This window comes from Streptomyces sp. NPDC020898 (assembly GCF_044333925.1).
GTDB lineage: Bacteria > Actinomycetota > Actinomycetes > Streptomycetales > Streptomycetaceae > Streptomyces.
In genome coordinates this window covers 328,504-351,884 of the sequence record NZ_JBIRRV010000004.1, presented here as the reverse complement: position 1 = coordinate 351,884, position 23,381 = coordinate 328,504, and the positions used below count along the sequence as shown (strand labels likewise).

Annotated in this window: 23 protein-coding genes and 1 tRNA gene; 10 read left to right on the top strand and 14 right to left on the bottom strand. The window is 68.6% G+C overall.

The window, feature by feature from the left end:
* Positions 1 to 64 precede the first annotated feature (64 nt).
* Positions 65 to 1,198 (top strand): acyl-CoA dehydrogenase family protein, encoded by a 1,134-nt coding sequence (locus tag ACH4TV_RS16005; protein WP_398398338.1) that lies wholly within the window; start codon positions 65 to 67, stop codon positions 1,196 to 1,198.
* 26 nt (positions 1,199 to 1,224) lie between these two features.
* Here ACH4TV_RS16005 and ACH4TV_RS16000 read toward each other — a convergent pair whose 3' ends face one another.
* The 4 genes from ACH4TV_RS16000 to ACH4TV_RS15985 form a co-directional block, all read right to left on the bottom strand.
* Entirely contained in the window at positions 1,225 to 1,554 is a 330-nt protein-coding gene (locus tag ACH4TV_RS16000) for a rhodanese-like domain-containing protein (RefSeq protein WP_398398830.1), read from the bottom strand.
* A gap of 37 nt (positions 1,555 to 1,591) precedes the next feature.
* Positions 1,592 to 2,542 carry a hypothetical protein gene (locus ACH4TV_RS15995; RefSeq protein ID WP_398398336.1) on the bottom strand — a complete coding sequence of 317 codons (951 nt, stop codon included), beginning with the start codon at positions 2,540 to 2,542 and terminating at the stop codon, positions 1,592 to 1,594.
* An 88-nt stretch (positions 2,543 to 2,630) separates the two neighbouring features.
* Positions 2,631 to 4,100, bottom strand: a complete 1,470-nt coding sequence (locus tag ACH4TV_RS15990) for a DUF2252 domain-containing protein (protein ID WP_398398334.1) — start codon at positions 4,098 to 4,100, stop codon at positions 2,631 to 2,633.
* Positions 4,101 to 4,550: 450 nt separating this feature from the next.
* Positions 4,551 to 4,633, bottom strand: a tRNA-Leu gene (locus ACH4TV_RS15985).
* Positions 4,634 to 5,110: 477 nt separating this feature from the next.
* Between ACH4TV_RS15985 and ACH4TV_RS15980 the strand changes: the two genes are divergently transcribed.
* The 6 genes from ACH4TV_RS15980 (at position 5,111) to pknB (ending at position 13,274) form a co-directional block, all read left to right on the top strand.
* On the top strand, positions 5,111 to 5,962 hold the full coding sequence (locus ACH4TV_RS15980; protein ID WP_398398332.1) for an FhaA domain-containing protein: 852 nt from the start codon (positions 5,111 to 5,113) through the stop codon (positions 5,960 to 5,962).
* A 10-nt stretch (positions 5,963 to 5,972) separates the two neighbouring features.
* On the top strand, positions 5,973 to 6,500 hold the full coding sequence (locus ACH4TV_RS15975; RefSeq protein WP_398398330.1) for an FHA domain-containing protein: 528 nt from the start codon (positions 5,973 to 5,975) through the stop codon (positions 6,498 to 6,500).
* Positions 6,501 to 6,628: 128 nt separating this feature from the next.
* Positions 6,629 to 8,164, top strand: coding sequence for a Stp1/IreP family PP2C-type Ser/Thr phosphatase (locus ACH4TV_RS15970; RefSeq protein WP_398398328.1), 1,536 nt, complete (start codon positions 6,629 to 6,631; stop codon positions 8,162 to 8,164).
* A gap of 27 nt (positions 8,165 to 8,191) precedes the next feature.
* On the top strand, positions 8,192 to 9,631 hold the full coding sequence (locus ACH4TV_RS15965; protein ID WP_398398326.1) for an FtsW/RodA/SpoVE family cell cycle protein: 1,440 nt from the start codon (positions 8,192 to 8,194) through the stop codon (positions 9,629 to 9,631).
* Positions 9,628 to 11,100: a peptidoglycan D,D-transpeptidase FtsI family protein gene (locus ACH4TV_RS15960; protein WP_398398324.1), complete on the top strand. Its 1,473-nt coding sequence runs from the start codon at positions 9,628 to 9,630 to the stop codon at positions 11,098 to 11,100. Before ACH4TV_RS15965 ends, ACH4TV_RS15960 begins: the two co-directional genes overlap by 4 nt.
* Before the next feature lie 170 nt (positions 11,101 to 11,270).
* Complete coding sequence (gene pknB, locus ACH4TV_RS15955) at positions 11,271 to 13,274, top strand: Stk1 family PASTA domain-containing Ser/Thr kinase (protein WP_398398322.1); 2,004 nt, start codon at positions 11,271 to 11,273, stop codon at positions 13,272 to 13,274.
* Positions 13,275 to 13,692: 418 nt separating this feature from the next.
* On the opposite strand, the gene ACH4TV_RS15950 is transcribed toward pknB, so the two are convergent.
* Complete coding sequence (locus ACH4TV_RS15950; RefSeq protein WP_398398320.1) at positions 13,693 to 14,034, bottom strand: hypothetical protein; 342 nt, start codon at positions 14,032 to 14,034, stop codon at positions 13,693 to 13,695.
* On the opposite strand from ACH4TV_RS15950, the gene ACH4TV_RS15945 reads away from it, so the two are divergent.
* Positions 13,962 to 14,381, top strand: coding sequence for a restriction endonuclease (locus ACH4TV_RS15945; RefSeq protein ID WP_398398827.1), 420 nt, complete (start codon positions 13,962 to 13,964; stop codon positions 14,379 to 14,381). The two genes, ACH4TV_RS15950 and ACH4TV_RS15945, sit on opposite strands and share 73 nt — an antisense overlap.
* A 94-nt stretch (positions 14,382 to 14,475) precedes the next feature.
* On the opposite strand, the gene ACH4TV_RS15940 is transcribed toward ACH4TV_RS15945, so the two are convergent.
* From ACH4TV_RS15940 to ACH4TV_RS15915, 6 genes are read right to left on the bottom strand one after another with little or no spacing between them, the layout of a single operon-like run.
* Positions 14,476 to 15,231 (bottom strand): class E sortase, encoded by a 756-nt coding sequence (locus ACH4TV_RS15940; protein ID WP_398398318.1) that lies wholly within the window; start codon positions 15,229 to 15,231, stop codon positions 14,476 to 14,478.
* 18 nt (positions 15,232 to 15,249) lie between these two features.
* Complete coding sequence (locus ACH4TV_RS15935; RefSeq protein WP_398398316.1) at positions 15,250 to 16,647, bottom strand: class E sortase; 1,398 nt, start codon at positions 16,645 to 16,647, stop codon at positions 15,250 to 15,252.
* Entirely contained in the window at positions 16,644 to 17,282 is a 639-nt protein-coding gene (locus ACH4TV_RS15930; protein ID WP_398398314.1) for an aminodeoxychorismate/anthranilate synthase component II, read from the bottom strand. The genes ACH4TV_RS15935 and ACH4TV_RS15930 overlap by 4 nt, the downstream gene beginning before the upstream one ends.
* Positions 17,279 to 17,461 carry a hypothetical protein gene (locus tag ACH4TV_RS15925; RefSeq protein WP_189149527.1) on the bottom strand — a complete coding sequence of 61 codons (183 nt, stop codon included), beginning with the start codon at positions 17,459 to 17,461 and terminating at the stop codon, positions 17,279 to 17,281. Before ACH4TV_RS15925 ends, ACH4TV_RS15930 begins: the two co-directional genes overlap by 4 nt.
* 44 nt (positions 17,462 to 17,505) lie before the next feature.
* Positions 17,506 to 18,234, bottom strand: a complete 729-nt coding sequence (locus tag ACH4TV_RS15920; RefSeq protein WP_398398312.1) for a class E sortase — start codon at positions 18,232 to 18,234, stop codon at positions 17,506 to 17,508.
* Positions 18,235 to 18,269: 35 nt separating this feature from the next.
* Positions 18,270 to 19,049: a DUF881 domain-containing protein gene (locus ACH4TV_RS15915; RefSeq protein WP_398398310.1), complete on the bottom strand. Its 780-nt coding sequence runs from the start codon at positions 19,047 to 19,049 to the stop codon at positions 18,270 to 18,272.
* Between the two features lie 142 nt (positions 19,050 to 19,191).
* Here ACH4TV_RS15915 and crgA point away from each other — a divergent pair, with 142 nt between their 5' ends.
* Positions 19,192 to 19,446, top strand: a complete 255-nt coding sequence (gene crgA / locus ACH4TV_RS15910; protein WP_319097728.1) for a cell division protein CrgA — start codon at positions 19,192 to 19,194, stop codon at positions 19,444 to 19,446.
* Between the two features lie 303 nt (positions 19,447 to 19,749).
* Here crgA and ACH4TV_RS15905 read toward each other — a convergent pair whose 3' ends face one another.
* Positions 19,750 to 20,649: a rhomboid family intramembrane serine protease gene (locus ACH4TV_RS15905; RefSeq protein WP_398398308.1), complete on the bottom strand. Its 900-nt coding sequence runs from the start codon at positions 20,647 to 20,649 to the stop codon at positions 19,750 to 19,752.
* A gap of 142 nt (positions 20,650 to 20,791) precedes the next feature.
* Positions 20,792 to 21,325, bottom strand: a complete 534-nt coding sequence (locus ACH4TV_RS15900) for a peptidylprolyl isomerase (RefSeq protein WP_398398307.1) — start codon at positions 21,323 to 21,325, stop codon at positions 20,792 to 20,794.
* A gap of 426 nt (positions 21,326 to 21,751) precedes the next feature.
* Between ACH4TV_RS15900 and ACH4TV_RS15895 the strand changes: the two genes are divergently transcribed.
* Positions 21,752 to 22,456, top strand: coding sequence for a DUF5324 family protein (locus ACH4TV_RS15895; protein ID WP_398398305.1), 705 nt, complete (start codon positions 21,752 to 21,754; stop codon positions 22,454 to 22,456).
* A 175-nt stretch (positions 22,457 to 22,631) separates the two neighbouring features.
* Here ACH4TV_RS15895 and ACH4TV_RS15890 read toward each other — a convergent pair whose 3' ends face one another.
* Complete coding sequence (locus ACH4TV_RS15890) at positions 22,632 to 23,204, bottom strand: hypothetical protein (RefSeq protein ID WP_398398825.1); 573 nt, start codon at positions 23,202 to 23,204, stop codon at positions 22,632 to 22,634.
* Positions 23,205 to 23,381: the final 177 nt, after the last annotated feature.

Below are 23,381 nucleotides of genomic sequence, written 5' to 3'. Positions count from 1 at the left end.
TCTAGAACCTGTTCTATCTTGACGCCCCGTCAGGCAACCCGCCCCCGGCCGAGAGGACAGCACCGTGGACTTCAGGTTCAGTGAGGAGCAGCAGGCGGCGGTCGAGGCGGCTCGGGCGGTGTTCGGCGGGGTCGTGCCGGACGGGGTGCCCAGTCCGTCGCTCGTCGCGGGTGCCGTCGCGGACGACTTCGACCGGGTGCTGTGGGGGAAGCTCGCCGGTGCGGATCTGCTGAGCCTGCTGCTCGACGAGGAGTTCGGCGGGGCCGGCCTCGATGCCATCGCCCTGTGCCTCGTGCTGCGCGAGTCCGCGAAGGTGCTGGCCCGGGTGCCGCTGCTGGAGAGCTGCGCGGCCGCGGCGGCCGTACAGGCGTACGGGGACAAGGAGTTGCGGGGTGAGGTGCTCGGCCGGGCCGGGGCCGGCGAGCTGGTGCTCACCGTCGCCGCGCACGGCCGCACGGGCCACGACCCCGCCGAACTCGCCGTGACCGCGCAGCGGGACGGTGACCTCTGGCTGCTCGACGGAGTGCAGACGGCGGTGCCGTGGGCGCACAACGCCGACTTCGTCCTCGTACCCGCGCGCACGAGCGCCGACCGGACCGTTCTCGCCCTCGTTCCCCGCGTCCACGAAGGCGTCGTCCTCACCGAGCAGATATCCACCACCGGCGAGCGGCTCGGCGAACTGCGCCTGGAGTCGGCGCGGGTGCGGGGGCGGTACGTCCTCGACGCCGACGGTGCCTGGCCGTGGCTGCGCGATCTGCTGACCGTCGGGACGTGCGCGCTGGCGCTCGGGCTGGGTACGGCGGTGCTGGACATGACCAGCGACTACACCGGAAAGCGGGAGCAGTTCGGGCATCCGCTGGCGACGTTCCAGGCTGTCGCCGTGCAGGCCGCCGACCGGTACATCGACCTGCGCGCGATGGAGGCCACGCTGTGGCAGGCGGCGTGGCGGATCGGCTCGGGGGCCGGGGGTGCGCTGCCCGTCTCCGGAGATGTCGCCGTCGCGAAGATCTGGGCCGCGGAGGGGGTACGACGTGTGGCGCAGACCGCGCAGCATCTGCACGGAGGGTTCGGCGCCGACACCGACTATCCGCTGCACCGGTACCACGCCTGGGCCAAGTACCTGGAGCTGTCGCTCGGCCCGGCGGCGGCACACGAGGAGATGCTGGGCGACCTGCTCGCGGCACACCAGCTGGGCTGAGAGCGGGGGCAGGACCGTACGGGGGTTCAGGCGACGAAGCCCGGCGCGCCCGTGTCGTCCACGACCGGGCGGCCCGCCGCCTCCCACACCTGCATGCCGCCGTCGACGTTCACGGCGTCGATGCCCTGCTGGACCAGGTAGTTGGTGACCTGGGCCGAACGCCCGCCGGAGCGGCAGATCACGTTGACCCGGCCGTCCTGCGGTGCCGCCTGGGTCAACTCGCCGTAGCGGGCGACGAATTCGCTGATGGGGATGTGCAACGCCCCCTCGGCGTGGCCCGCCTGCCACTCGTCGTTCTCGCGGACGTCCAGGAGGAAGTCGCCGTCCTTGAGGTCCGCGACCTCGACCGTGGGCACACCAGATCCGTAACTCATGTGCCCGACGATACCCAGGTCAGTGCCCGTGCAGCTCCGCGAGTTCCGTCTCGCGCTGCGCGACCTGGGCGAGGAGCTGTTCGGCGATCTCCTCCAGGAGGCGGTCGGGGTCGTCCGGAGCGAGCTTCAGCATCGCGCCGATCGCGCCCTCCTCCAGCTCACGGGCGACCAGCGTGAGCAGTTCCTTTCGCTGGGCAAGCCATTCGAGGCGAACGTAGAGCTCCTCGCTACGGGTCGGCCGCCACTCGACAGGCGCCGGGCCCGCCGCCCACTCCTCGGCCAGCTCCCGCAGCAACGGTTCGTCGCCCCTGCTGTAGGCGGCGTTGACCCGGGAGATGAACTCGTCGCGCCGCGCCCGTTCGACATCGTCCTGCGCCAGGTCCGGGTGGGCCTTGCGGACCAGCTCACGGAAGAGCTTGCGGGCCTCGTCGCTCGGGCGCACCCGCTGCGGGGGCTGCACCGGCTGCTCGGTCAGCATCGCCGCGGCCTCCGGGAACAGGCCCTCCGCGTCCATCCAGCCGTGGAACAGCTCCTCGACCCCGGGCATCGGCATGACCCGCGCCCTGGCCTCCTGCGCCTGGCGTACGTCCTCGGGGTCGCCGGTGCGCACGGCCTTCGCCTCGGCGATCTGCGCGTCCAGCTCGTCGAGGCGGGCGTACATCGGGCCGAGTTTCTGGTGGTGCAGCCGGGAGAAGTTCTCGACCTCGATACGGAAGGTCTCCACCGCGATCTCGTACTCGATGAGCGCCTGCTCGGCGACCCGCACGGCCCGCTCCAGCCGCGCCTCGGGCCGATCCTCCTCAGCCGCACCCTCGGCCTGACCGTCCTGACCTGCCTGGGCGCTCCCGTCACCGGCCCCGTCGGCGGCGCCCTGTCCGGCCGTGCCGGAGGGCGCCTGCGCGCCAAGGCGCTCCCGCGGCCCTTCTGCTTCGGGCACGGACGAGGACTGGTCAGCTTCCGGGGTCGTCACCCGCCCAGCGTAGGCCACGGTTCACCCGTCCACCCATGGCCACCGGACAGACCCCGCAGACGTCACGGCCCCGTCCGCGCCGCAGCCCTCACACTCCCATCTCCGCGGCGACCCTCCCCGCGCGCACCGCCTCCACCAGATCCGCGTGATCCGCCTCCGTTCGGTCGGCGTAGGCCGTGGCGAACGTCGCCATCGCCTCGTCCAGTTCGTCGCTCTTGCCGCAGTAGGCGGCGATCAGGCGCGGGTCGGCGCTGTGGGAGTGAGCGCGGGCCAGCAGGGCGCCCGTCATCCGGCCGTAGTCGTCGATCTGGTCGGCGGAGAGGGCGGCCGGGTCGACGCTGCCCTTGCGGTTGCGGAACTGCCGTACCTGGAACGGCAGTCCGTCGACCGTGGTCCAGCCGAGCAGGCTGTCGCTGACGACCTGCATCCGCTTCTGCCCGAGCACGACCCGACGCCCCTCGTGCGCCGCACCCGAGGCACCCGCCGGGTCCGTCGCCTCCACCGGGTCGAAGCCGGCGGTGGCCAGGTGCGGGACCAGCACCGAGGGGCGGGCCTCCTTCACCTGGAGGACGAGAGGTTCGCCGCGGTGGTCCAGGAGCAGGACGACGTACGACCGCGCGCCGACACTGCCCGTGCCGACGATGCGGAACGCCACGTCGTGCACCGAGTGACGGGCCAGCAACGGGAGGCGGTCCTCCGAGAGCGTGGTCACGTACTGCTCCAGGGACGCCGCCACCGCCGCGGCCTCCGCGTCCGGCACCTGACGCAGCACCGGCGGAGCCTCCACGAAGCGCCGCCCACCGTCCTCCGTGGCCTCCGTCGACCTGGCCGCGAAGCGCCCGCTGGTGTTGCCCCGCGCCTTCTCGGAGACCCGCTCCAGCGTGCCGATCAAGTCGTGCGCGTCCGTGTAGGAGACGAGCTCCTCGTCCGCGATGGCGTTCCACGCGTCCAGCACCGACAGCTTCGCGAGGAGCCGCATCGCACGGCGGTACGCGCCGACCGCGCCGTGCGCCGCCCTGCGGCAGGTGTCCTCGTCCGCGCCCGCCTCCCGGCCCGCGAGCACGAGCGACGCGGCGAGCCGCTTGAGGTCCCACTCCCAGGGCCCCTGGACCGTCTCGTCGAAGTCGTTCAGATCCATGACCAGACCGCCGCGCGCGTCGCCGTACAGGCCGAAGTTGCCCGCGTGGGCGTCGCCGCAGATCTGGGCGCGGATCCTGGTCATGGGGGTACGGGCGAGGTCGTACGCCATCAGACCCGCCGAACCGCGCAGGAAGGCGAAGGGGGTGGCCGCCATCCTGCCCACCCTGATCGGGGTCAGCCCGGGGATACGGCCCCGGTTGGACTCCCGGACCGCCGTCTCCGCGTCCGGCCGGGAGCCGTCCGCGCCGCTGTCGAAGGAGGCGTGCGCACTGCGCGGGACCTGCCGCCGCAGCGCCTTCCCCTCCTCCTTGGGCGAGCCCTCCGCCTGCCGCTGGGCGAACCCGCGCACCTGGGGAAGCTCCCGCGACCGGCTCCGCACCGCCCCGGTCCCCGCCGACTCCGCACCGACCTCGGTCATCGCGACCGCCTCCCCCGCTCCGCTCACCACTGGCAACATCAACTCGCGATGACCGTACAGCCGCCCGCCACATCCCGTCAGACCCTGTGGATAACCCAGAACGGACCCCTCACGGGAACGGCATCGTCAGGTCGGAGCACTGGGACTCGACCTGGGCACCGGCGACGACACCCCCGAGACCGAGTGGCTCGAGAAGGTCTCGGACGAGGATGACAACGCCCCGCGCAGCAGCACCCGTTGACCTGATCCCCACGACGTCACGTCAGGACAACCGGGACTGTCCGCACGCGATCAGGAACCCGAAGAGCACGCGCCCCACCAGGCACAAAAGCCACCCCCCGACCGTGAGATACCTCACCGTCCCGACCGGAGTCAGCCGCAACAACGAGAAACGGGCCCTCACCATGACTTTCGTCACTGGTGAAGACCCGTTCCATCGGTTCTTCTTTGTGCGCGAGGGGGGAGTTGAACCCCCACGCCCTTGCGGGCACTGGAACCTGAATCCAGCGCGTCTGCCATTCCGCCACTCGCGCATTCGGTGTGCCCTCGGGTCCCGCTCCAAGCGGTGCTGGGGCCTTCCGACATCGAGAAGATTAGCACGCTGGAGGTGGTGGGTTCACATCCCTTTCCCTCCGCCGCCCGAGGGCGGCCCACCTGCGAAGGTTCCCGCCCCGCAGCCCTCTCGGCTCCTCTGCGGACCGAGCCGGACGGCCTCCGGCTACGTATCAACGTCGACCGGTTCACGTATCAACCTCGTACCGGTCCAGCCCATCTCCTCAAGAGGCGGGCAAGGTGCACAGTCAGGTGCGGGACACTGGTTTGGCGCCGCCTCTACGATCTGAGTACGGCCGGGGAGTTCGAAGAGGAGCTTCACAGGGAACTTCGTCAGGCGTCGACACCCGTCGATCGCGCCGACAGGGGGAACCAGCCGATTTCCCGGCGCGTGGATACGATCAGTAAGCAGTACCAAGTACGGCTCAGACAGAGCAGCAACCAGGAGGAGGTGCCCCATGGGAGTCCTGAAGAAGTTCGAGCAGCGTCTCGAAGGTCTGGTCAACGGCACCTTCGCCAAAGTGTTCAAGTCCGAGGTCCAGCCCGTGGAGATCGCGGGTGCGCTGCAACGCGAGTGCGACAACAACGCCACCATCTGGAACCGCGACCGGACCGTCGTACCCAACGACTTCATCGTGGAACTGAGCACAGGGGACTTCGAGCGCCTCAGCCCCTACTCCGGGCAGCTCGGCGACGAGCTCGCCGGGATGGTGCGGGACTACGCCAAGCAGCAGCGGTACACCTTCATGGGCAACATCAAGGTGCACCTGGAGAAGGCCGACGACCTGGACACCGGTCTGTACCGGGTCCGCAGCCGTACGCTCGCCTCCTCCACCAACCAGCAGGCACCCGGCGGCCCCGGCGCCGCCGTTCCCGCGGCACCGCCCGCGGGCCGGCCCGGCGGCGGATACGGCTATCCGCCCGCCGCCGCGCCCCCCATGCCGGCCGCACCGCCGCCCGGCGGGCGCCCCGGCGCCGCCCCGGCGGGTCCGCCCATGGGGCAGCGGCCGACGGCGGCCGGCGCGAGCCGGATGCGGTGCTGGGTCGAGATCAACGGTGCCCGCCACCAGATCTCCCGCCCGACCCTGGTGCTGGGCCGCAGCACCGAGGCCGACGTGCGGATCGACGACCCCGGCGTCTCGCGCCGGCACTGTGAGATCCGGCCCGGAACGCCCCCGACGATCCAGGATCTCGGGTCCACCAACGGCATCGTGGTGGACGGGACACACACCACCCGCGCTACGCTCCGCGACGGCTCGCGGATCGTCGTGGGCAGCACCACCATCATTTACCGGCAAGCCGAAGGGTGAAGCGGGGGCAATGTCAGAGCTGACCCTCACGGTCATGCGGCTGGGTTTCCTGGCCGTACTGTGGCTGTTCGTGATCGTGGCCGTGCAGGTCATCCGCAGCGATCTGTTCGGTACGCGTGTCACCCAGCGCGGGTCGAGGCGTGACAGCGGCCGCCAGCAGCAGGCGGCCGCCCGACAGACCGCCGCGCCCCCGCAGCAGCGCCAGCAGCAGCCGTCTTCCGGCGGCGGCAGGCAACGCCGTGGCGCCCCCAGCAAGCTGGTCGTCTCCGAGGGCACACTGACGGGCACCACCGTCGCGCTCCAGGGGCAGACGGTCACGCTCGGCCGGGCCCACGACTCGACCATCGTGCTGGACGACGACTACGCCTCCAGCAGGCATGCCAGGATCTACCCGGACCGGGACGGCCAGTGGATCGTCGAGGACCTCGGGTCCACCAACGGCACCTATCTCGACCGGACCCGGCTCACGACTCCCACACCGATTCCGCTGGGCGCGCCGATCCGCATCGGCAAGACGGTCATCGAGCTGCGGAAGTAGTGCTACATCATGATTGAGTGGCAGCGGAGCGAGCACGCAGCGGCGGTCCACGCGAAGGGCCCCGGCGCGCTCCCGACCGGAGGGTGGGCACCGTGCGGATGTACCCGGAGCCGACGGGCGAGGTGCGCATGAGTCTGTCACTGCGCTTCGCCGCCGGATCGCACAAAGGCATGATCCGTGAAGGGAACGAGGACTCCGGTTACGCCGGTCCCCGTCTCCTCGCGATCGCCGACGGCATGGGCGGCCAGGCGGCCGGTGAGGTCGCCTCCTCCGAGGTGATCTCCACGATCGTCGCCCTCGACGACGACGTTCCCGGCTCCGACATCCTGACCTCGCTCGGCACCGCCGTGCAGCGGGCCAACGACCAGCTCCGGATGATGGTCGAGGAGGACCCGCAGCTGGAGGGCATGGGCACCACGCTCACCGCCCTCCTGTGGACGGGCCAGCGCCTCGGCCTCGTACACGTGGGCGACTCTCGTGCGTACCTCCTCCGGGACGGCGTCCTCACGCAGATCACGCAGGACCACACCTGGGTGCAGCGGCTCGTCGACGAGGGCCGGATCACCGAGGAGGAGGCCACCACCCACCCGCAGCGCTCCCTGCTGATGCGCGCACTGGGCAGTGGCGACCACGTCGAACCCGATCTGTCGATCCGTGAAGTCCGGGCCGGCGACCGGTACTTGATCTGCTCCGACGGGCTGAGCGGCGTCGTGTCCCACCAGACCATGGAGGACACCCTCGCCAGCTACCAGGGCCCCCAGGAGACCGTCCAGCAGCTCATCGAGCTGGCGCTGCGCGGCGGCGGCCCCGACAACATCACCGTGATCGTCGCCGACGTCCTGGACCTCGACACCGGGGACACCCTCGCCGGACAGCTGTCCGACGTACCCGTCGTGGTCGGCGCGGTCGCCGAGAACCAGCACAACCAGCACAACCTGCACGACGGCGGGGCCATGCAGACGCCCGCCGGACGCGCCTCAGGCCTCGGCCGGCAGCGGCCCGCGCACGGCGGGGGCGGCGAGTTCGGCCCGCCCGGCTCCGGCGACACCACCGACTACATCCAGACCGGCAGCTTCGGCGGCTACACCGACGAGGACTTCGTCAAACCCAGCGCCGGCCGCAAGTGGTTCAAGAGATCCCTCTACATCGCCCTCACCCTCGCCGTCATCGGCGGGGGTCTGTACGGCGGCTACCGCTGGACGCAGACGCAGTACTACGTCGGCTCCAACGACGAGCACGTCGCGCTGTACCGCGGCATCAGCCAGGACCTGGCCTGGGTCTCGCTCTCGAAGGTCGAGAAGGACCACCCCGAGATCGAACTCAAGTACCTGCCGGCGTACCAGCAGAAGCAGGTCAAGGCCACGATCACGGAGGGCGGCCTCAAGGACGCCCAGTCGAAGATCTCCGAACTGGCCACCCAGGCCTCCGCATGCAAGAAGCAGGAAGCACGGCGCGCGGCCGACAACGCGAACAACGCCCAGACCGGCGAGGGCGAGGCCGGCGGCACCACGGGAACCACCCGTACCGCCGCCGCGTCCAAGGCAACGCCGACCCCGACGCCGTCCGGATCGGCGTCCCCGTCCACCACCGCACCCAGTCCCACACCCGGCCCCAGCCTCTCTGAGGAAGAGCAGAAGCTGGTCTCGCAGTGCGGTAAGCAGTAGGCAAGCCGTGAGGGGCCACTTCATACGATGAGCAGTGCAACGAACACCTCGGCACACCACACGTCCACGATCGGCGCGATCGGCACTCCGAGCCGACGCAACACCGAACTGGCACTGCTGGTGTTCGCCGTCGTCATCCCGGTCTTCGCCTACATCAACGTGGGCCTGGCCATCGACGACAAGATCCCCGCCGGCCTTCTCAGCTACGGCCTCGGCCTCGGCCTGATCGCCGGCGTCGGCCACCTCGTCGTACGCAAGTTCGCCCCGTACGCCGACCCCCTGCTGCTCCCCCTGGCCACACTGCTCAACGGCATCGGCCTGGTCGCCATCTGGCGGCTGGACCAGTCCAAGCGGCTCCAGCGGCTCAGCATCTACGTCGAGGCGGCCCCCCGCCAACTGCTGTACTCCGCACTGGGCGTGGCCCTGTTCGTCGCCGTGCTGGTCTTCCTCAAGGACCACCGCATCCTGCAGCGCTACACCTACATCTCCATGGCCGGCGCGCTCGTCCTGCTGGTCCTGCCGCTCGTCCCGGGCCTCGGCTTCGACAACTTCGGCGCCAAGATCTGGATCAAGATCCCCGGCCTGGGCAGCGTCCAGCCCGGCGAGTTCGCGAAGATCGCCCTCGCGATCTTCTTCGCCGGCTACCTGATGGTGAAGCGCGACGCGCTCGCCCTCGCCAGCCGCCGCTTCCTGGGCCTGTACCTGCCCCGCGGCCGCGACCTCGGACCGATCCTCGTCGTCTGGGTGATGTCGATCCTCATCCTGGTCTTCGAGACCGACCTCGGAACGTCGCTGCTGTTCTTCGGAATGTTCATCATCATGCTGTACGTCGCCACCGAGCGGACCAGCTGGATCGTCTTCGGTCTGCTGATGTCGGCGGGCGGCGCGGTCGGCGTCGCCAGCTTCGAGTCGCACGTCCAGCAGCGCGTCGAGGCCTGGCTCGACCCCCTGAACGAATACCTCCTCAGCCAGAAGGGCATCCAGGGCCACACCGAGCAGTCCATGCAGGCCCTGTGGGCCTTCGGTTCCGGCGGCACCCTCGGCACCGGCCTCGGCCAGGGCAACTCCGACCTCATCGGCTTCGCCGCCAACTCCGACTTCATCCTCGCCACCTTCGGCGAGGAACTCGGCCTGGCCGGCGTCATGGCGATCCTGCTCATCTACGGGCTGATCGTGGAACGCGGCGTCCGTACCGCCCTCGCCGCCCGCGACCCCTTCGGCAAGCTCCTCGCGATCGGCCTGTCCGGCGCCTTCGCCCTCCAGGTCTTCGTCGTCGCCGGCGGCGTCATGGGCCTGATCCCGCTGACCGGTATGACGATGCCCTTCCTCGCGTACGGCGGTTCCTCCGTCATCGCCAACTGGGCCCTCATCGGCATCCTGCTCAGAATCAGCGACACCGCACGCCGCCCGGCCCCCGCCCCGGCCCCCAACCCCGACGCCGAGATGACCCAGGTGGTCCGCCCGTGAACAAGCCCCTGCGCCGGATCGCGATCTTCTGCGGGCTCCTCGTGCTCGCCCTGCTCGTCCGCGACAACTGGCTCCAGTACGTGCGGGCGGACGCCCTCAAGGACGACAAGTACAACCGCCGCGTCGCCATCGAGCGCTACGCCACACCCCGCGGCAACATCATCGTCGACGGCGAGTCGATCACCGGCTCCACCACGTCCAACAGCACCGACTTCGAGTACAAGCGCACCTACAAGGACGGCCCCATGTGGGCCCCCGTCACCGGCTACGCCTCGCAGGCCTTCGGCGCCACGCAGCTGGAGTCCATCGACGACGGCATCCTCACCGGCAACGACGACCGGCTTTTCTTCCGCAACACCCTGGACATGATCACGGGCAAGAAGAAGCAGGGCGGCAACGTCGTCACCACCCTCAACGCCGCCGCCCAGAAGGCCGCATACGACGGCCTCAAGGGCCGCGGCAAGGGCGCGGTGGCCGCGATCGACCCGTCCACCGGCGCGATCCTGGCACTGGCCTCCTTCCCCTCATACGACCCCTCCGTGTTCGCCGGGAACTCGGACAAGGACTCGGAGGCCTGGCAGAAGCTCCAGAAGAAGGCCGATCCCAACGAGCCCATGCTCAACCGGGCGCTGCGCGACATCTACCCGCCCGGCTCCACCTTCAAGGTCGTCACGGCAGCCGCCGCCCTCGAGAACGGCGTGTACACGGATGCCGACGAAAAGACGAAGTCGCCGCTCCCCTACACGCTGCCGGACACCACGACCGAGCTGAAGAACGAGGGGTCCATCCCCTGCGAGAACGCGACCATGCGCGTCGCACTCCAGTGGTCCTGCAACACCGTCTTCGGCAAGATGGGTGTCGACGTCGGCAAGGACAAGATGCTCGAAGAGGCCAAGAAGTTCGGCTTCAACTCCGAGCAGTTCATCCCGGTCCGCTCCGCCGCCTCCAACTTCCCCGAGACGATGGACAGGCCGCAGACCGCGCTCAGCTCGATCGGCCAGTTCGAGACCGCGACGACCCCCCTGCAGATGGCCATGGTCGTCTCCGCGATCGCCAACGACGGCAAGCTGATGAAGCCGTACATGGTCGACAGGCTCCAGGCCCCCAACCTCGACGTGCTCGAACAGACCGAGCCGGAGGAGATGAGCCAGCCCCTGTCCTCCAAGAACGCCCAGACCCTCCAGTCCATGATGGAGACGGTCGTCAAGGACGGCACCGGCAAGAAGGCGCAGATCAGCGGCGTGACCGTCGGCGGCAAGACCGGCACCGCCCAGCACGGCGTCGACAACAGCGAGAAGCCGTACGCCTGGTTCATCTCGTACGCCAGACTCGCCGACGGCAGCTCACCGGTCGCCGTCGCGGTCGTGGTCGAGGACGAGGGCGCCATCCGCGACAACATCTCGGGCGGCGGCCTCGCCGCTCCCATCGCCAAGAGCGTGATGGAGGCGGTCATCCAGAGCAAGCAGTGAGAGCCCCGTCACGTCCCCTTCACATCGGTGCACGTTGCGATACCGGTCCGGTATCGGCTGACGGGCTTGGCCAGGTCACACAAATGAACCCGGGTACCGTATGCCCGGACGGCACAGCCGGACCACACACAGGTGCGGTCGGGACCGACGGAGAGGGCTGGTAGGAAGCTATGGAAGAGCCGCGTCGCCTCGGCGGCCGGTACGAGCTGGGTCACGTGCTCGGCCGTGGTGGCATGGCGGAGGTATACCTCGCACATGACACCCGCCTGGGCCGCACCGTGGCAGTGAAGACGTTGCGCGCCGACCTCGCGCGCGACCCTTCCTTCCAGGCCCGGTTCCGCCGGGAGGCCCAGTCGGCCGCCTCGCTCAACCATCCCGCGATCGTCGCCGTGTACGACACCGGCGAGGACTACATCGACGGGACGTCCATCCCGTACATCGTCATGGAGTACGTGGACGGCTCAACGCTCCGCGAACTCCTCCACTCGGGCCGCAAGCTGCTGCCCGAGCGGACGCTGGAGATGACCATCGGGATCCTCCAGGCACTGGAGTACTCCCACAGAAGCGGCATCGTCCACCGCGACATCAAGCCGGCCAACGTGATGCTCACGCGCAACGGCCAGGTCAAGGTCATGGACTTCGGCATCGCCCGCGCGATGGGCGACTCCGGCATGACGATGACGCAGACGTCGGCGGTCATAGGAACAGCCCAGTACCTGTCGCCGGAACAGGCGAAGGGCGAGCAGGTGGACGCCAGGTCCGACCTGTACTCGTCGGGCTGCCTGCTGTACGAGCTCCTGACGGTCCGCCCGCCGTTCATCGGGGACTCCCCGGTCGCGGTCGCGTACCAGCACGTACGGGAGGAACCGCAGCCCCCGTCGGTGTTCGACCCCGAGATCACGCCCGAGATGGACGCCATCGTCCTGAAGGCCCTGGTCAAGGACCCGGACTACCGCTACCAGTCCGCCGACGAGATGCGCGCCGACATCGAGGCCTGCCTCGACGGCCAGCCCGTCGCGGCCACCGCCGCCATGAGCTCGGCCGGCGGATACGGCGGCTACGGCTACCCCGACGACCAGGCGACCACCGCCCTGCGCTCCGACGCCGGCGCGACCACCATGCTCCCCCCGATGGGCCCGGACGACGGCGGCTTCGGCTACGACGACCGATCCCGGCGCCGCCAGCCCAAGAAGTCGAACACCTCGACGATCCTGCTGGCCGTGGCGGGCGTACTGGTGCTGGTCGGCGCGATCCTGATCGGCAAGTGGGTGTTCGACGGGCAGGCGGTGAACGACAGCGCCTTCAAGAACCCCAACTTCGTCAGCCAGACCAAGAGCGACGCGGAGAAGGCCGCGGTGAACTCCGACCTGAAACTGACGTTCACCGAGAAGGCCTGCGAGGACGAGCCCAAGGGCAACATCTGCTCCCAGGCGCCCGCGGCCGGTGCCGATGTGAAGAAGAACGACACCATCGCGCTGGTGGTGTCCACCGGGGCGCCGAAGGTGGCGGTGCCTAGCGTGATCAACCTGAGCCTCGACGAGGCAACGGCGAAGCTCGAGGGCGACGACTACAAGTTCACGATCAAGACCGAGACACGGGAGTCTTCGGAGGACCCGAACAGCGTCCTGGAGCAGGACCCGGCTTCCGGCCAGGAGGTGGAGAAGGGATCGACGATCACCCTCGTCATCGCCAAGGAAGAGGAGAAGTCGACGGTCCCGACGGTCATCGGCCAGGACTGTGACACCGCCAAGCAGCAGATGCAGGACAACGGTCTCGTCGGCGAGTGCACGGAGATCGACACCGAGGACGACAACCAGGTCGGCAAGGTCATCTCGACCACACCTCAGGCCAACACCGAGGCCGACCCGGGCTCCACGGTGAACATCCAGATCGGCAAGAAGGCCGAGCAGCAGAAGACCCAGGTCCCGAACGTCGTCGGAAAGACCGTGGGAGAGGCCCGGCAGATCCTGCAAGCAGCCGGCTTCAACAACATCCAGTTCAGCAACGGCAGCAGCCAGAGCGACACCGCCTTCGTCACCGGCCAGGACCCTGGCCAGGGCAACGAGGTCGACGATCCGGGGAACACGCAGATCACGCTCCAGAGCGTCGACTTCGGGGGCGGCAACAACAACGGAGGCAATGGCGACAACGACAACGGCGGCATCTTCGGCTGACCGCTTGTCACTTGTCACTGGTCACATGAGTGAGCCCCGGCACCTGAGAAGGGTGCCGGGGCTCACTCATACCCATGTACGAAATCCGACCACAACTTCGTATGCCTGAACTCGTTGGACGGGTGAGGAAACCCACCGAGTTGAGGAGAAACGGAACGTGATCAACGAAACGGCGCTGTTGGAGTCGAAGGCGCTGCGTGACAGTGCGCTGGACCGGACGGACGTGCTCGACAGGGTGAAGGCACTGTCACTGCTACCGGACGGGATGCATGTGACTACGGCGATGGTGGCGACCTACTTCGGGGTCACCGCCGAGGCGATCCGCCAGCTCAAAGCACGGCACCGCGAAGAGCTGACAGACAACGGAATGGTGACTCTGCGGGGCCCCGAACTCACGCAATTTAAGCGTGACATCCTGTCACGCTATCCAGCTCCTCAACAGCCCCGATCGAGCCTCACCCTCTACTCCCGCCGAGCCGTCCTCAACGTAGCCATGCTGCTCCGGGACAGCGAAACCGCACGTCAGGTACGCACGTACCTCCTCGACATCGAGTACCTGGCACGTACGCAGCCTGTGGATAACTCCGTCCACCAAGACGTCGTCTCCCTCGACGACCGCATCGACCAGCGCATCACCCACATCCTCGGCAAGACCGTCGTCCCCATGTTCAACGCCCTGATCGAAACATCGGGCGAGCACCGCCAGGAGCTGATCGCCCTGCGGGCAGGAGTCCAGCGCGTCGAACGACGGCTCCACCACCACGCACGGCTGAAGCGGCTGGAAGGGACACGTTCGAACATCACATCGCCGAACTGCTGCGCCGCGACGGATGCACCAACGTCGTCGTACAAGGCGGCCACGGCGACCGGGGCGTCGACATCATCGCGCTCACCTCCGACGGGCGACGCCTCGTGGCCCAGTGCAAGAGGTTCGCGCCCTATCTCTCCATCACCAGCCCCGATCTCCAGAGGTTCGTCGGGTCGGCGAAGGTCCTGTACAGCGCGGAGGTGGCCCTCTTCGTGGCGACGTGCCCCTTCACCCCCGAGGCCCTGGGCATCGCCGCCGAGGCCGGGATCACCGGGGAACCGCTGAAGGTACTGGAGTAACACGACCTGACGTGAAGAGGCCCGAAGCCGCAAAGGCAAGTTGCGGCTTCGGGCCTCCGTCATGTTATCGACAGGCCCCCTGTAGAGGGGTCTGTCAGCGCAGTTCCTCAGGAACCGTCCGCTCCCCGTCAACCTTCTCCACCCGCACCAGTTCCCCCCACACGATGTACCGGTACTCCGACGTGAACACCGGTGTGCAGGTCGTCAGGGTGATGTAGCGGCCGGCCTTCTTCTTCCCCGACTCCTTGGGGATCGGGGAGAGGACCTGGACGTTGTACTTCGAGGTCTCGGGGAGGATGTCGTAGACCTTGTAGACGTACCACTCCGTCTTCGTCTCGAAGACGATCGGGTCGCCCTTCTTCAGCTTGTCGATGTTGTGGAACTTGGCGCCGTGGCCGTCCCGGTGTGCCGCCAGCGTGAAGTTGCCCTGCTTGGCCTGCGGGAGCGCCGACTTGACGGGGTCCGTGTAGTAGCCGGCGACGCCGTTGTTCAGGATCTTGGACGTCGTGCCCTTCTTGACCAGGACCTCGCCGTTCTTCATCGCCGGGACGTGCAGGAAGCCAATGCCGTCCTTGGTGTCCAGCGCGCCGGGGCCGGTGTCCGCGTCGGCCCAGTGGTCGCGTACCTCGTCGCCCTGTTTGCTCGCCGCGCGGTCCGCGACGACGTTCGTCCACCACAGGGAGTACGCGACGAACAGGCCCAGCACCAGGCCCGCCGTGATGAGGAGTTCACCCAGAACGCTCACCGCGGTGGCCAGTTTGCCGGCCTTCCTCCGCGGACGGGCCTGCGACGGGGAAACCCGGGCGTCGGCGGTCTGCTCGCCGTGGTCCGTCGTCGCTGCCACTCTCATCCGCCCTTACTGCTACTGCTACTGCAGGAGCGCATCCGGCTTGCCCTCGCTGCGCGGCCGTTCCTCGACCATCTTGCCCCACACGATCATCCGGTACTTGCTCGTGAACTCCGGCGTGCACGTCGTGAGGGTGATGTAGCGGCCGGGCGCGGTGAAACCCGAACCGTCGGGAATCGGGTTCAGCACGGCCGTGTTGCTCGGCGACGTGACGGGCAGGATCGCCTCCATCTTGTAGACGTAGTACTTGTCCTGCGTCTCCACGACGATCGCGTCGCCCTTCTTCAGCCGGTTGATGTACCGGAACGGCTCGCCGTGCGTGTTGCGATGGCCCGCGAGCCCGAAGTTGCCGGTCGCAGCGCTCGGCATCGCCGTGTTCAGGCTGCCCTCCGCGTAGTGGCCGACCATGCCCCGGTCCAGCACCTTCTTCTTGTCGATGCCCTCCGCGATCGGCACCACCACATCCAGCTTGGGGATGTCCAGGATGGCGAAGCCCTGCCCCGGCTCGAACACCCCCGGCGCGCGCTTCCCGCTCGCCCAGTCGTCCTGGAGGCTGGTCGTCTCGTTCCCGGCCTGCGCGTGCGCCCGTACGTTCGTCCACCACAGCTGGTAGGTCACGAACAGCAGCATCAGTACGCCGGTGGTGATGAACACCTCACCCACCGCCCGGCTCGCCATCACGGCCATCCCCGGCTTCTGCGCCCGCGCCGCCTGCCGCGCCGCCACCCGGGAGAGAGGCGCTCCCTCCGCCGCCGCATCGCTGCTCGCGCCCTCCGATGCCTCCTGTGGGCCCCCAGGGCGTCCGTGACGGGCCTTGGCAGCCTTCCGGCGAGCTGCGCGCCCGCCAGCCGCAGAAGGGCCCTCAGAGGCGCCTGTGGCCCCGGTGGCAGCCGCGAACGAGGATGTCGGGTCCTCGCCAACTATTCGCGGCGCCTCGGGAAGCAGATCGGGAGGCGGTTCCGGCAGCCGCAGGGCCACCGTCTCCTCGTCGATGGGCGGGAAAACCAAGGGAGAGGCCACGGTCGGGGGCGCGGGAGGCGTCACCGGAGAGGCCGCGGGAGGCGCGTACGGCTCCTGCTCCTCGTAGACCCCCACCTGCCAGTCCTGCGCGTACCCCCGCGAGTCGTACCCCGACTCGGGTCCGGGGTCCTGGTGCTCCGCCGCCCCACGCTCGGCCGAGGCGTCATAGGGCCGCGCATGACTGCTCCGCCTCCGCCGACCCCGCGTACGGGCCGGCGGCGGAGGCGGATCGTTCCGCTGCCCCGGCAACGGGTCGCTCAGCGGGTCCGCCATCCCGTCCACCGCCGCCTCGAACGCGCCCGGCGCCTCGTACGGCTGCTGCTGCCCGTACGAGGTTCCCTGGTCGCCGGTCTCTCCGAATGCGGAGCCGGACTCGCGCTCGGGGCGCAGGGCGGTCACGCCGTGGCCCTGCCCACCACCGGGGCGAGCCCCGCCGACCTCGCCACGGCGCCCCGGTCACCGCACTCGACCAGCCAGTTGGCCAGCATCAGGTGACCGTGCTCGGTCAGCACCGACTCGGGGTGGAACTGCACACCCTCGACCGGAAGTTCGCGGTGTCTGAGGCCCATGATGATCCCGTCGTGCGTACGGGCCGTGACCTCCAGCTCGGCCGGGACCGTCTCCGGTTCCGCCGCGAGCGAGTGGTAGCGCGTCGCCGTGAAGGGGCTCGGCAGGCCCGCGAAGACGCCCCTGCCCTCGTGTTCCACGAGGGACGTCTTGCCGTGCAGCAGCTCGGGAGCCCGGTCCACCACACCGCCGTACGCCACCTGCATCGACTGCATGCCCAGGCACACGCCGAACACCGGCACCCCGGTCGCCGCGCAGTGGCGGACCATCTCGATGCAGACGCCGGCCTCCTCGGGCGTACCCGGGCCCGGCGACAGCAGCACGCCGTCGAAACCGTCCTGCGCGTGCGCCGTCGACACCTCGTCGTTGCGCAGCACCTCGCACTCGGCGCCCAGCTGGTACAGGTACTGGACCAGGTTGAAGACGAAGCTGTCGTAGTTGTCGACGACGAGAATCCGTGCGGTCACTGGTCGTTCACCGTCACATCGTTGAAGGGGAGGAGAGGTTCTGCCCACGGGAAGACGTACTGGAAAAGCACGTAGACAACCGCCAGCGCCAGCACGAGGGAGAACAACGCCTTCACCCACGCGTTCCCCGGCAGATGCCGCCAGATCCAGCCGTACATGCCGTCCCTTCCGTCGCCCACGGCACCCGACTCGCGGCACCGGACTCACGCCGTACCTCACCAGATTAACGGCGCAGCGCCGCAGGTTTCCCGGCCTCCACAGGCTGTGTGGAATCGAGATGTGCCCAGACGATCAACCGATGACTGTGTCCCCACTCCGGATCACACGTGGTCAGCGTGAGGTAACGGCCCGAACGCGTGTACCCGCTCTTACGTGGCACAGGATCGATCACCTCAATGTCCGTGGGCACGGTTTTGTAGGGGCCTTTGTCGATCCGATACGTGAACCACGTCGTCCCGTCCGTCAGCACCACCGCGTCCCCGCGGCGCAGCTTCGGGAAGTCCTTGAAGGGATCACCGTACGTTCGCCGGTGGCCGGCGACCGAGAAATTGCCCTCCTGGCCGAGCCGCGCGGTGGTGGCGTAGTGACCGAGGCCCTTCTTCAGCGTGTTCGTCCGCGTGCCCTCGAGCACCGGCTTGTTCCACGTGAAACCGAGCCTCGGGATGTACATGATCGCGAAAGGCCTGTCCGCGGTGTAGGGCCCCGGGGCCTTTGGGCTGGTGGGACCCGGTGCTGCGGTCGCGGGCGCGGCTGTCGACTCCGGCGGCTCCGGTGTCTTTGGCGCCGCCGCCCCCTTCGACCACTGTTCCTGTAACTGGTGGATCTGGTCGTCCATGACGTCGTCGGCCTTCACGCCCGTCCAGAGCAGCACGTAGACGACGAAGAGCACGATCACCGTGCCCACCGTGACGCACAGCTCGCTGACCGTCCTGATGATCACGCGCCCCGACACAGGCCCCCCAGTGGTGAGCGACTCCGGTGCTCCGGCTACTCCACAGGCTTCGCGTAGTGCAGATCCACTGTGCCCGAGTAGCCGGGAAGAGTCACTGTCCCGTCCTCGTCGACCTGCCAGCCGAGGCCGTAGACGTTGACGTACACCATGTAGTTCTGGATCGCCTTGGACGCCGTGAGCGCACTCCTGAGCTTCTCCGGGTCACCCACCGCCGTGATCTTGTACGGGGGTGAGTAGACGCGGCCCTGGAGGATCAGGGTGTTGCCCACACAGCGGACCGCGCTGGTGGAGATGAGGCGCTGGTCCATGACCTTGATGCCCTCGGCCCCGCCCTGCCACAGGGCGTTCACCACGGCCTGGAGGTCCTGCTGGTGGATGACCAGGTAGTCGGGCTGCGGCTCCGGGTACCCGGGGAGTTTCGCGGTGGCGTTCGGCGGGGCGTCGTTGAGCGTGACCGTGAGCGCCTCGCCCTTGAGCTTCTGGGTGCCCGCGGCCTTCTCCAGCGCCGCCAGTCCGGCGTCCTCGGCCGCGGTGCTGCCGTTGTCACGTTCCGCGAACGAATCGAGGTCCTGACGCAGGCCCGCGTTGGACTCGTCGAGCCGGCCGTTCTTGTGACTGCGCTCCTGGATGAGGTCCGAGAGCCTCAGCAGGGACGCGTCCGTGCGGATGTTCGTACCCTTGGCCGTGTCGAAGCTGATGAAGAAAATCAGCCCGGCGAGAGCAAAAACCCCTGCCGTGAGCACCCGCACCGGGCGGAAACGACGGTTACGGGTGGGACTGGCACCCGTCCCGGGAGAGTCGGCAGAATTGCTCAACGTACCCTTATCTCCTTCGGCGCCGCGGAAGCACTACGCTAACGGACGCCCGGGGGAGCACTAAGTGTCCCCTTGTACGCTGCCCCGGAGCCCGACCCAGTTCCCTGCGCGGCCACGCAGCGCATCGACAGGAGAGACCCTCGTGCCGAAGTCACGTATCCGCAAGAAGGCCGACTACACGCCGCCGCCCGCCAAGCAGGCGACGGCCATCAAACTGAACAGCCGCGGCTGGGTCGCACCGGTCATGCTGGCGATGTTCCTCATCGGCCTGGCCTGGATCGTCCTGTTCTATGTGACCGACGGCAAGCTGCCGATCGACTCACTGGACAACTGGAACATCGTCGTGGGCTTCGGCTTCATCGCCGCCGGATTCGGTGTCTCCACGCAGTGGAAGTAAGGGCTCGCTCGGCGGTCGGCCTGCTGGTCACCTTCGGGTGAACCTGGCTCTGCCCAGGGCTTTCCGCTGAGTTATCCACAGCCAGGGCGTCATTTCCACACCCCGCCTGGGGAAAAGACGACGATCTGTGGATAACCCACTGAGTGTTGACGCCGGTACGACTGAAACACCGGTATCCGCAAGCTTGTTCGCCCCCTGCCTGACCTGGGAAAACTCCGGTCAGTGACAGGGGGCGCAGCTATTCCCGCACACTGTGCACAGGTAGCGCCACGGACTGTGGACAACAGGCACTGAGTGACAGGATCAGACGAGCTGACCCGTGCGGATCAGCGTCATGACGACCACCACGACCAGGACCAGGGCACAGACGCCGTACTGGATCAGGGACCGGCGCTCACGCGGGGCGTGGACCATGGCATAGCCGATCACGACGCCGGCGACGAGACCGCCGACGTGGGCCTGCCAGGCGATGTTGAACCCGGGGTTGAAGGTGAAGATCATATTGATGACCAGCAGGGCGATGATCGGCCGCATGTCGTAGTTGAGGCGGCGCATCAGGACCGCGGTCGCGCCGAAGAGGCCGAAGATGGCGCCGGAGGCACCGAGGGACGGCTGGTTCGGGGCTGCGATCAGATACGTCAGCGCGCTGCCGGCGAGGCCGGAGACCGCGTACAGCGCAAGGTAGCGGGCGCGGCCGAGAGCGGCTTCCAGAGGGCCACCGATCCACCACAGGCTGAGCATGTTGAAGATGATGTGGATGATGCTGCCGTGCAGGAACATCGACGTCAGCAGCCGGTACCACTGCCCCTCCGCGACGCCCTCCACCGAGCCGAGGCCCGGGATGTAGGCGCTGCCGAGGAGCTCGAAGCGTTCGTCGAAGCGCTCGCCGATCGACAGCTGGAGCAGGAAGACCGCGACGTTGAGGCCGATCAGGATCTTGGTCAGGAACCGGGGGTCGGCCGTGATGGTGCCGCCGGCGATGGTGCGGGGGGTGGAGGCACCCGGCGCGTGTCCCGTGCCGGAGCCGTTGCGGACGCATTCCGGGCACTGGAAGCCGACGGACGCGCTGACCATGCACTCGGGGCAGATGGGGCGTTCGCAGCGGGTGCAGCGGATGCCTGTCTCGCGGTCCGGGTGGCGGTAGCACGTGGGCAGGCTCTGGGCGTCCTGCGGGCCCTGCGGGCTGCCTGGCGCCTGGTCCATGAGGTCCCCTAAGTCCGTCGTACGCATCGGCATGCGCACCCTCGTTGTGGCTGCCCTGCGCATGTTTTGCGCAATGCACCGCCCCGCCCATCCTTACGGATGAGCGGGGCGTTTGGTTCCCTGCGGGAGGGTCTCCCGGGTCTCAGCCCTCGCGGGTCTGGACGACCACCGACTCGATGACGACGTCGTTGACCGGGCGGTCGGTGCGCGGGTTGGTCGCTGTGGTCGCGATGGCGTCCACGATCTTCTGGCTGGCCGCGTCGGTGATCTCACCGAAGATGCTGTGCTTGCGGGTCAGCCAGGCCGTCGGGGAGACGGTGATGAAGAACTGCGAACCGTTGGTACCCGGGCCGGCGTTGGCCATGGCCAGGAGGTACGGCTTGTCGAAACGGAGGTCCGGGTGGAACTCGTCCTCGAACTGGTAGCCGGGGCCGCCGGTACCGTTGCCGAGCGGGTCACCGCCCTGGATCATGAATCCGCTGATCACCCGGTGGAAGACCGTGCCGTCGTAGAGCTTGTCCGTGGACTTCTCGCCCGTCTCCGGGTTGGTCCACTCACGCTCGCCGGTGGCGAGTTCGACGAAGTTCCGGACCGTCTTGGGCGCGTGGTTCGGCAGGAGCCGGACTTCGATGTCGCCTTGATTGGTCTTCAGGGTGGCGTAAAGCTGCTCAGCCACGATCTGCCTTCCGTTGTCCTCTTGTGACTCCCCGATCCTCGCACGGTCGACGCCGTGCGTCGCTCAGCGCCCTCCTCCGGGCGAATTTCCGGCGTTTTCGCTTGCGTACCGGCTCACTCCAGCTCACTTCGGCCCGCTCCGGAAACGGTCGGGCCACAGAAAACCGGCCGAGTAGGCACGGGACGGGGGCGCTGCGCGGGGATCCGTGGCATTGTCGACGACAAGCTCCTGTTGCCCGTATTCAGCGCTATTGCATGTGATCGTCATCCGTTGCCACATGTGATCGGTTCGGTGCCATCAGTGCCGTGCGATCGGCCGTCCATGACCCGGATGCCCGCCCTCGCATGCCCCGCGGCGGATTGGCAGGCATGATCCGTAAAAGGGTGGAAAGTCGAATAACCGTACGCCACCGAGGAGGAGGATCCCGTGACCCGCATTGAAAGCGTGCGCGCCGCGACCGGCTCGGCGAGGGACAGCGTCCTGCACGCCGCGGAAGTGGTGGGGCCCTACGCCGACACGGCCAAGGACAGGGCCGCGCACTACGCACACGAGGCACGCGTACGGCTTGCGCCCAGGGTGTCTCAGGCCGCCGATCAGGCCCGCGTCCAGTACGGCGCGCACCTCGCGCCGCGACTGGAGCAGGCCCGTGCGCATGTGCCGCCGAAGGTCGACCATGCCGCCCACGAGGCTGCCGCTCGTACCGCCAAGGCTGCCCGGCAGGCTGCCGACTACACCGCGCCACGTATGGAGCGGGCGGTCGCTGTGGCCGGGCCCGCACGAGAGGAGGCCGCCGCACGTGGTGCTGCGGCGTTGGCCGCGCTGCGCGGTCAGGTCACTCCGAAGGAGATCCGGAAGCTGGTGCGCAAGCACGAGCGGCGGGCCCGTGCGGGCCGGCTCGCGAAGGGGCTGGCCGTGCTGGGCGTCCTGGCGGGCGGTGCGTTCGCCGCCTGGAAGTGGTGGGACAAGCAGGCCAACCCCGACTGGCTGGTCGAGCCGCCCGCCGCGACCGAGGTCCCGGAGACGGGCCACCTGACGTCGGTGGACGGCACCGGTCAGTCGGTTCTGGACCCCGAAGTCCAGGCGAAGGAGGCCGAGTCGGAGGCGGCGAAGGACGACGAGAACCGCCGCTGACCACTGTTCGGCGGACGATTCGCGTGGTGGTGTCGCTGTGGGGCGGGAGGCCTGAGGGTCTCCCGCCCCACAGCGATGTTTCACGTGAAACGTTGAGAGGCGTTGTTTCACGTGAAACATCGCCGGATCCGATCTCCCGGCGATGCCGACTCGGCGTCGACGCTGGTGTGACCCGTCAGGAGGCGACGGCCAGTTCCGTGCCCGTCCGCAGGCCGCCGATGCCCTTCAGGGTCAAGGGCCGGCGGGCGTTGCGGCGGACCGGAGAGGCCACCGAGGTCGCCTGGATCGCGAGGTCACCTTGCTCCTCCGTGCCCTGGTTCCGGCCGGTGGCGAAGACGAACAGGCGCAGGACCAGGAAGCGGCCGATGCCGGCGAGGCCGGAGGCGCTGAGGTAGACGGCCTGCTCGGTGAGGGCGCCGGGTGACGACTGGACCATGTGCAGGGCGAACATCGCGAGGCAGGTGACGACGTAGGCGGCGGTGGCCGAGCCCGCGGACTGCCAGTGCTGGCGCCATCCGGCGCGCTCGCCGGCGCCGAAGGTGAAGCGGGCGTGCAGCTCGGTGCACAGGATGGTCGAGGCGACCGTGATCAGCGCGTTGGCCAGTACCCAGGGCATCGTCGCGGCGAGCAGCGCCACGGCGCCGCTGGAGAGGACGCCGACACCGCCGCCGCAGAGGACGAACCGCGCGAAGGAGGCGAGCGGACCGGGAGCGGCAGCGGCGCCGGTGGTCTCCGTCGCCGTGGTCACCTCCGTACGCAGCGCGGCGCCGGTCGTCCTGGGCTTCGACGAGAGCAGCGACTTCACGGCGGTTTCCTTCCGGGCGGGGCCTGTGAACCTCTGTGGATCACGGGGGATCAACTGGGTTCAACGATGCCTTCGCGCGCTCAGGGAAACGATGACGTGTACTCCCGAACCGGGGGTGTA